The 6,229-nt window shown below is 65.1% G+C and carries 6 protein-coding genes, 1 tRNA gene and 1 pseudogene; 5 read left to right on the top strand and 3 right to left on the bottom strand.

Translation table 11 applies throughout. The annotated features are described in order from the left end of the window. Nucleotides 1-397: 397 nt before the first annotated feature. Entirely contained in the window at nucleotides 398-997 is a 600-nt protein-coding gene (locus Talka_RS11720) for an isochorismatase family protein (protein WP_143891502.1), read from the bottom strand. A gap of 346 nt (nucleotides 998-1,343) precedes the next feature. On the opposite strand from Talka_RS11720, the gene Talka_RS12190 reads away from it, so the two are divergent. Then, entirely contained in the window at nucleotides 1,344-1,760 is a 417-nt protein-coding gene (locus Talka_RS12190) for a C40 family peptidase (RefSeq protein ID WP_425472685.1), read from the top strand. Here Talka_RS12190 and Talka_RS11730 read toward each other — a convergent pair. Further along, nucleotides 1,757-1,978, bottom strand: coding sequence for an HP1242/YdcH family protein (locus Talka_RS11730; RefSeq protein WP_143891504.1), 222 nt, complete (start codon nucleotides 1,976-1,978; stop codon nucleotides 1,757-1,759). The two genes, Talka_RS12190 and Talka_RS11730, sit on opposite strands and share 4 nt — an antisense overlap. Before the next feature lie 94 nt (nucleotides 1,979-2,072). After that, entirely contained in the window at nucleotides 2,073-4,379 is a 2,307-nt protein-coding gene (locus Talka_RS11735) for an arginine/lysine/ornithine decarboxylase (protein WP_143891505.1), read from the bottom strand. A 31-nt stretch (nucleotides 4,380-4,410) separates the two neighbouring features. Here Talka_RS11735 and Talka_RS11740 point away from each other — a divergent pair, with 31 nt between their 5' ends. The 4 genes and pseudogenes from Talka_RS11740 to Talka_RS12195 all read left to right on the top strand — a co-directional run. Then, nucleotides 4,411-4,845 (top strand): NfeD family protein, encoded by a 435-nt coding sequence (locus tag Talka_RS11740; protein ID WP_143891506.1) that lies wholly within the window; start codon nucleotides 4,411-4,413, stop codon nucleotides 4,843-4,845. Between the two features lie 55 nt (nucleotides 4,846-4,900). Next, entirely contained in the window at nucleotides 4,901-5,839 is a 939-nt protein-coding gene (locus Talka_RS11745) for an SPFH domain-containing protein (RefSeq protein WP_143891507.1), read from the top strand. 36 nt (nucleotides 5,840-5,875) lie between these two features. Next, a tRNA-Ser gene (locus Talka_RS11750) sits at nucleotides 5,876-5,966 on the top strand. Nucleotides 5,967-6,100: 134 nt separating this feature from the next. After that, nucleotides 6,101-6,229, top strand: a pseudogene (locus tag Talka_RS12195) (IS481 family transposase); the annotation flags it as partial.

Below are 6,229 nucleotides of genomic sequence, written 5' to 3' on the forward strand. Positions count from 1 at the left end.
TGAGCGCATCGGCCAGGCTCTTGGCCTCAAACGCCGCACGCGGCGAGGCCAGCGCCTGCTCGGCCGTGATCACCCCCAGCGACACCAGCGTCGCCAGCGCGCTGCCAGCTTTGAGCACGGCGCGTCGTGAAGTTGTTGCTTGCTGCATGATCCCAAGCTCCTTGAATCCGATCCTGCTTGACTGCATCCCAGCTCGGGGCACGTGACCCGAGCGCGACGAACTGATTATTGTCAGTCCCGTCTCTCTTGCGTATGGGCATTTTCCCTAAAGCATCGGAATATTCTTGGTTGCTGATCGGCGAAGCCAAGACCGCATCAAGCAACCGACAACCGCCTTCATGTTGAGTTGGTGAGTTGGCGCCGCGAGCGCGTGAGCTCGCAAAAACCGCCCAGATGCTCACTTCAGCACCGCCAGCGCTTCGGTGAAGCGCGGGTGCTGAGCGCTGCGCAGCCACTCAAACCCGACCATCTCCGTGGTCACCAGCGTCACCCCCTCGGCTGCCATGCGGTCGAAAGCCGCGTCGCGATCGCGCTGGCGGCGCGAGCCGCACGCGTCGGTGACCACCACCACCTCAAGCTCCTCGTGTTCCAGCAGCATAAAGGCGGTCTGCAGCACGCAAACGTGCGCTTCGCAGCCCGCCAACAGCACCGTGGAGCGCGCCGGTTCCGCGGGTTTGCGCAGGTGCTTGGGCAAGCTGCGGGCGTTGCCCGCCGGCGGCATCCGAGCCGGGCACAGCCGTTGCCGCAGCGGGGTGTCGCTGCTGTCAAAAGCCACCTTGCTCCAAACGTGCTGACACGCGCCGCGCCAATCGGGCGGCAGCATGCCCAGCTTGTCAGGCGCTTGTTCGGTGCCCCAAATCGGCACCTCGAGCAACCGGGCCAGCTTCACCAAACGGCCCGCTTGCTGCAGCACCTCCTCGCGCTGGTCGATGACCGCCATCAGGCGGGGTTGGTAGTCGATCAGCACCAGCTGGCAGTCGTTTGCATCCAACAGCACGCGATGTTTCCTCGCTCAAAAGGCGCGTTCGCATTGACGCCGCGCCCTGTTGCCCCGTATCGTAACCGGTATGAGGCTTCGCCTGAGTCTTGCCCTGGACAAGACGCGGTTGTCCTTGGCGTGCCAAGCCGCTGCATCGTTGGTTGCGGCATCCCTGCTGGCCGCTTGCGCGTCGGCGCCATCACCGCGAACGGCCGCGCCGGGAGGCACAGTTCCGGACCGCTCTGCCGACCCGCTGGGGGATTGGCTGCAACAGCGCGCGCAAAAGCAAGCGCAGCGGCCTGAGGGTTCGAGTGAAGCCGACCGAGCTGCCCAGCGCCTGCGAACCGATGCGCTGGTGGTGGCGATGGCCTTCGTTGGCGTGCCGTATCGCCGCGGCGGCGGCGACTACGAACAAGGTGTGGATTGCAGCGGTTTTGTGCAGATCGCCTTTCGTGAAGGCATGGGGCTGGCGCTGCCGCGCACCGCGGCTGAGCAAGCTCAAGCCACCCGTCCGATCGAGCCGGACGAGCTCAGCCCGGGCGACCTTGTGTTCTTCAACACGCTGGGCCGACCGTTCAGTCACGTGGGCATCTACGTCGGGCGGGGGCGCTTTGTGCACTCGCCCCGGCCCGGCGCGCAGGTGCGGCTGGAGCGTATCGACAGCAACTACTGGCGCAGCCGTTTCGACGGCGCGCGGCGCGTGGATGCGCAAGCCTCCGCGCTGCAAGCCCGCGCCGGAGAAGACGTCCGGGCGGCGTCGCCAGCCGCTGCGACCCCCTAGGCGGCTGCGGCGGCTTTACGCAAGATGTCGTAAAGCTGGTCTTTCAACCGCAGCTTTTCTTTCTTCAGCGTTTCGATCTGCTCATGCGTGCCGGGCTCGATGCCCTCCTCCATGCGCTGGATGCGCTCATCCAGCTCATTGTGCTGATCGAACAGGCGCTGGAAGTGGTGATTGGTGGTCTTGAGCTTGGAGATGAGGTCGCGGTATTCGGGAAACATGGCAGTGAATCAGCCGGTTGCGCGGAGGCGACTCGACGATCGTAGCGCAAGTCCGCGCTGCAAACCGGTCGAATTGAGCCCAGCTTGACCTTGATCAAGCGGCCGCGGGGTTGCCGCGCACGCAGTCGGCGAAGTAGCGCTTGCGTCCGTCGAAGCCCTCCTCCACCACCAACCCGTGGATGTCGGTCTCGAAGCCGGGACAGCGCTCGTTGAACTCGCGCGAGAACTTCAGGTACTCGACGATGCGGCGGTTGAACACCTCGCCCGGGATCAGCAGCGGAATGCCGGGCGGGTATGGCGTGATCAGCGCGGTGGTGATGCGCCCCTCCAACTCGTCGATCGGCACGCGCTCGGTGTTGCGCCGCGCGATCTGGGCGTAGGCGTCGCTGGGCTTCATCGCCGGGGTGAGGTCGCTCAGGTAGATCTCGGTGGTCAGGCGCGCCACGTCGTATTGGGCATACATTTCGTGCACAAACTGGCACAGATCGCGCAGGCCCATGCGCTCGTAGCGCGGCTGCTTGCGGCAGAACTCCGGCATCACGCGCCACATCGGCTGGTTTTTGTCGTAGTCGTCCTTGAACTGCTGCAGCGCGGTCAGCAGCGTGTTCCAGCGGCCCTTGGTGATGCCGATGGTGAACATGATGAAAAACGAATAAAGGCCGGTTTTTTCCACCACCACGCCGTGCTCGGCCAGGAACTTGGTGACGATGCTGGCCGGGATGCCGGTGGGGGCGAAGTCGCCCTTGAGGTTGAGGCCCGGCGTGATGATGGTGGCCTTGATCGGATCCAGCATGTTGAAGCCCGGCGCCATGTCGCCGAAGCCGTGCCAGGCGTCTTCGCCGTCGCTGGTCTGCACGCCGTCGGCGTCGGTGCGCTTGAGCACCCAGTCGCTGGCGCGCCCGATCCCCTCCTCGGCCAGCTCTTCCGGCCCCCAGACCTGGAACCACCACTCGTCCGGCCCGAATTCCGCATCCACCTTGCGCATCGCGCGGCGGAAGTCGAGCGACTCGACGATGCTTTCCTCCACCAGCGCGGTGCCGCCGGGCGGCTCCATCATCGCCGCCGCCACGTCGCAGCTGGCGATGATGCTGTACTGCGGGCTGGTGGAGGTGTGCATCAGGTAGGCTTCGTTGAAGAGGTGCCGGTCGAGCTTTTGCGTCTGCGAGTCCTGCACCAGCACCTGCGACGCCTGGCTGATGCCGGCCAGCAGCTTGTGGATCGACTGCGTCGAATACACCACCGAATGCCTGGGGCGTGCCCGCTTGCGCCCCATCGCGTGGTAGGTTCCGTAGAACGGATGGAACGCCGCATGCGGCAGCCACGCCTCGTCGAAGTGCAGGTTGTCCACGTAGCCATCCAGCATCTGCTTGATGGTCTCGGTGTTGTAGAGCACGCCGTCGTAGGTGGACTGCGTCAGCGTCAGGATCTTGGGCCGCACGCTGGCGGCGTCCACCCCCCGCAGCAGCGGGTGTGCGGCGATCTTGGCGCGGATGTTGTCCGGCTCGAACTCGCTTTGCGGGATCGGCCCGATGATGCCGTAGTGGTTGCGCGTGGGCTTGAGGAAGACGGGGATCGCCCCCGTCATGATGATGGAGTGCAGGATCGACTTGTGGCAGTTGCGATCCACCACCACCACGTCGCCCGGGGCCACCGTGTGGTGCCAGACCATCTTGTTGCTGGTGCTGGTGCCGTTGGTGACAAAGAAGCAATGGTCGGCGTTGAAGATGCGCGCGGCGTTGCGCTCGCTCTCGCCGATGGCGCCGTTGTGATCCAGCAGCTGGCCCAGCTCCTCCACCGCGTTGCAGACGTCGGCGCGCAGCATGTTCTCGCCGAAGAACTGGTGGAACATCTGCCCCACGGGGGTCTTGAGGAACGCCACCCCGCCCGAGTGGCCAGGGCAGTGCCAGGAGTAGGAGCCGTCCTCGGCGTAGTCCAGCAGCGCCTTGAAGAACGGGGGCTGGATGTACTCCAGGTAGGCTTTGGCCTCGCGGATGATGTGGCGCGCGACGAACTCCGGCGTGTCCTCGAACATGTGGATGAAGCCGTGCAGCTCGCGCAGCACGTCGTTGGGCAGGTGGCGGCTGGTGCGCGTCTCGCCATAGACATAGATCGGCACCTCGGCGTTGCGCCGCCGCACTTCCTGCACAAAGGCGCGCAGGTTTTGCACCGCCGGATCTTCTTCGGGATTGCCGCTGACCTCTTCGTCATCGATCGACAGGATGAAGGCGCTGGCGCGACTCTGCTGCTGGGCGAACTGGCTCAGGTCACCGTAGCTGGTCACGCCGACAACGTCGAAGCCCTCGTTCTGGATCGCCTGCGCCAGCGCGCGGATGCCCAAACCCGACGTGTTGTCGGAGCGGTAATCTTCGTCGATGATGACGATCGGGAAGCGAAATTTCATGGTGCGCGAGTGTAGGCCAAAGGGGTGATCGATGGATGACGCAACGCTGTGGTGGGTGCTGGCCGGGCTGCTGGTCGCCGCGGAACTCGCCACCGGCACCTTCTTTTTGCTGATGCTGGCGCTGGCCGCAGCGGCAGGCGCCCTCGCCGCGCACGCGGGGGCGGCCTTCAGCACCCAGCTGGTCACCGCGGGGCTGTGCGCGCTGCTGACGGTGGGCGGCTGGGCGTGGGCGCGGCTGCGCCGCCGCGCCGCAAGCCCCCAGACCAACCCGGACGTCGTGCTCGACGTCGGCCAGACCGTTCAGGTGAGCGCGTGGCAGCCCGACGGCACCGCGCAGGTGCACTACCGCGGCGCGCAGTGGCTGGCGGTGCCATCAAGCGCGCATGGCGAGCGCCACCCCGGCCCCCACCGCATCCGCGCGATTCAGGGCAACCGGCTTGTCATCGAGCCGGTGGATCATCCCTGAAGCGCCCCTTCTCCGCTCTATTTGTGCATTGGACCCTCATACCGAAAGCCGCACTATGGAAATCGCCGTCGTCGTCGTCATCGTCGCGCTGGTCTTTGTCGTCAAGTCGATCAAGGTTGTGCCGCAGCAGACCGCCTGGGTGGTCGAGCGGCTTGGCCGCTACGACAGGACGCTGGCTCCGGGCCTGAACTTCGTCGTGCCGTTCATCGAGAAAGTGGCCTACAAGCACAGCCTGAAGGAAATTCCGCTGGACGTGCCGGAGCAGATCTGCATCACCAAGGACAACACCCAGCTCAAGGTCGATGGCATCCTCTACTTCCAGGTCACCGACCCGATGCGCGCCAGCTACGGCTCCTCCAACTACGTGCTGGCGATCACGCAGCTGGCGCAGACGACGCTGCGCAGCGTCATTGGCCGGCTGGAGCTGGACAAGACCTTCGAGGAGCGCGAGATGATCAACGCCCAGGTCGTCAACGCCATCGACGAGGCGGCGCTGAACTGGGGCGTGAAGGTATTGCGCTACGAGATCAAGGACCTGACGCCGCCGGCAGAGATCCTGCGCGCGATGCAGGCGCAGATCACCGCCGAGCGCGAGAAGCGCGCGCTGATCGCCGCCTCCGAGGGCAAGCGCCAGGAGCAGATCAACCTCGCGGAGGGCGAGCGCGCCGCCTTCATCGCCAAGAGCGAGGGCGAGAAGCAGGCCGCGATCAACCAGGCGCAGGGCGAGGCCGCCGCTATTCGCGAGGTGGCCGAAGCCACCGCGCAGGCCATCGAGCGCATCGCCGCCGCCATCCGCCAGCCGGGCGGCGAGCAGGCGGTGCAACTGAAGGTGGCTGAAAAAGCGGTCGAAGCTTACGCCCGCGTGGCCCATGATGCCAAGACGACCCTCATCGTGCCCAGCAACATGACCGAGGTCGCCAGCCTCATCGGCTCGGCGATGAAGCTGATCGACGGCGCCCGCCGCCACTCGAGCGACCCTTCTTCAGCGGCCTGAAAAGCACAAAAAGTGTAAAATTATGGCCTTAGCCGCGGAGAGATGGATGAGCGGTCGAAGTCGCACGCCTGGAAAGCGTGTAGGGGTGAACAGCCCCTCGGGGGTTCGAATCCCCCTCTCTCCGCCACGGATGCCTCGTAACGCATTGATTTTTTAGAGCCTTCAAGCAAACGCAAAAGCTGTTATCACCACAGTTATCACCTTGCGCGTGTACTCTAAACCTTCTTTCCTGACATAACGGATCGACGAAAGGAGAGAAGGATGAACGCGGAGCTGAAGCTGGCGCAGCAGCGGCTGTCGGTGCTGGAGCTGGCGCAGGCGCTGGGCAATGTGAGTGAGGCGTGCCGGCGCCGGGGCATGACGCGCACGCCGTTTTACGAGTACAAGCGC

Source organism: Tepidimonas alkaliphilus (assembly GCF_007556595.1).
GTDB lineage: Bacteria > Pseudomonadota > Gammaproteobacteria > Burkholderiales > Burkholderiaceae_C > Tepidimonas > Tepidimonas alkaliphila.

Coding starts and splice junctions, on each gene's coding strand:
- Talka_RS12190 (WP_425472685.1), top strand. CDS start 1,344: ATGGCCTTCGTTGGCGTGCCGTATCGCCGCGGCGGCGGCGACTACGAA.
- Talka_RS11730 (WP_143891504.1), bottom strand. CDS start 1,978: ATGTTTCCCGAATACCGCGACCTCATCTCCAAGCTCAAGACCACCAAT.
- Talka_RS11735 (WP_143891505.1), bottom strand. CDS start 4,379: ATGAAATTTCGCTTCCCGATCGTCATCATCGACGAAGATTACCGCTCC.
- Talka_RS11740 (WP_143891506.1), top strand. CDS start 4,411: ATGGATGACGCAACGCTGTGGTGGGTGCTGGCCGGGCTGCTGGTCGCC.
- Talka_RS11745 (WP_143891507.1), top strand. CDS start 4,901: ATGGAAATCGCCGTCGTCGTCGTCATCGTCGCGCTGGTCTTTGTCGTC.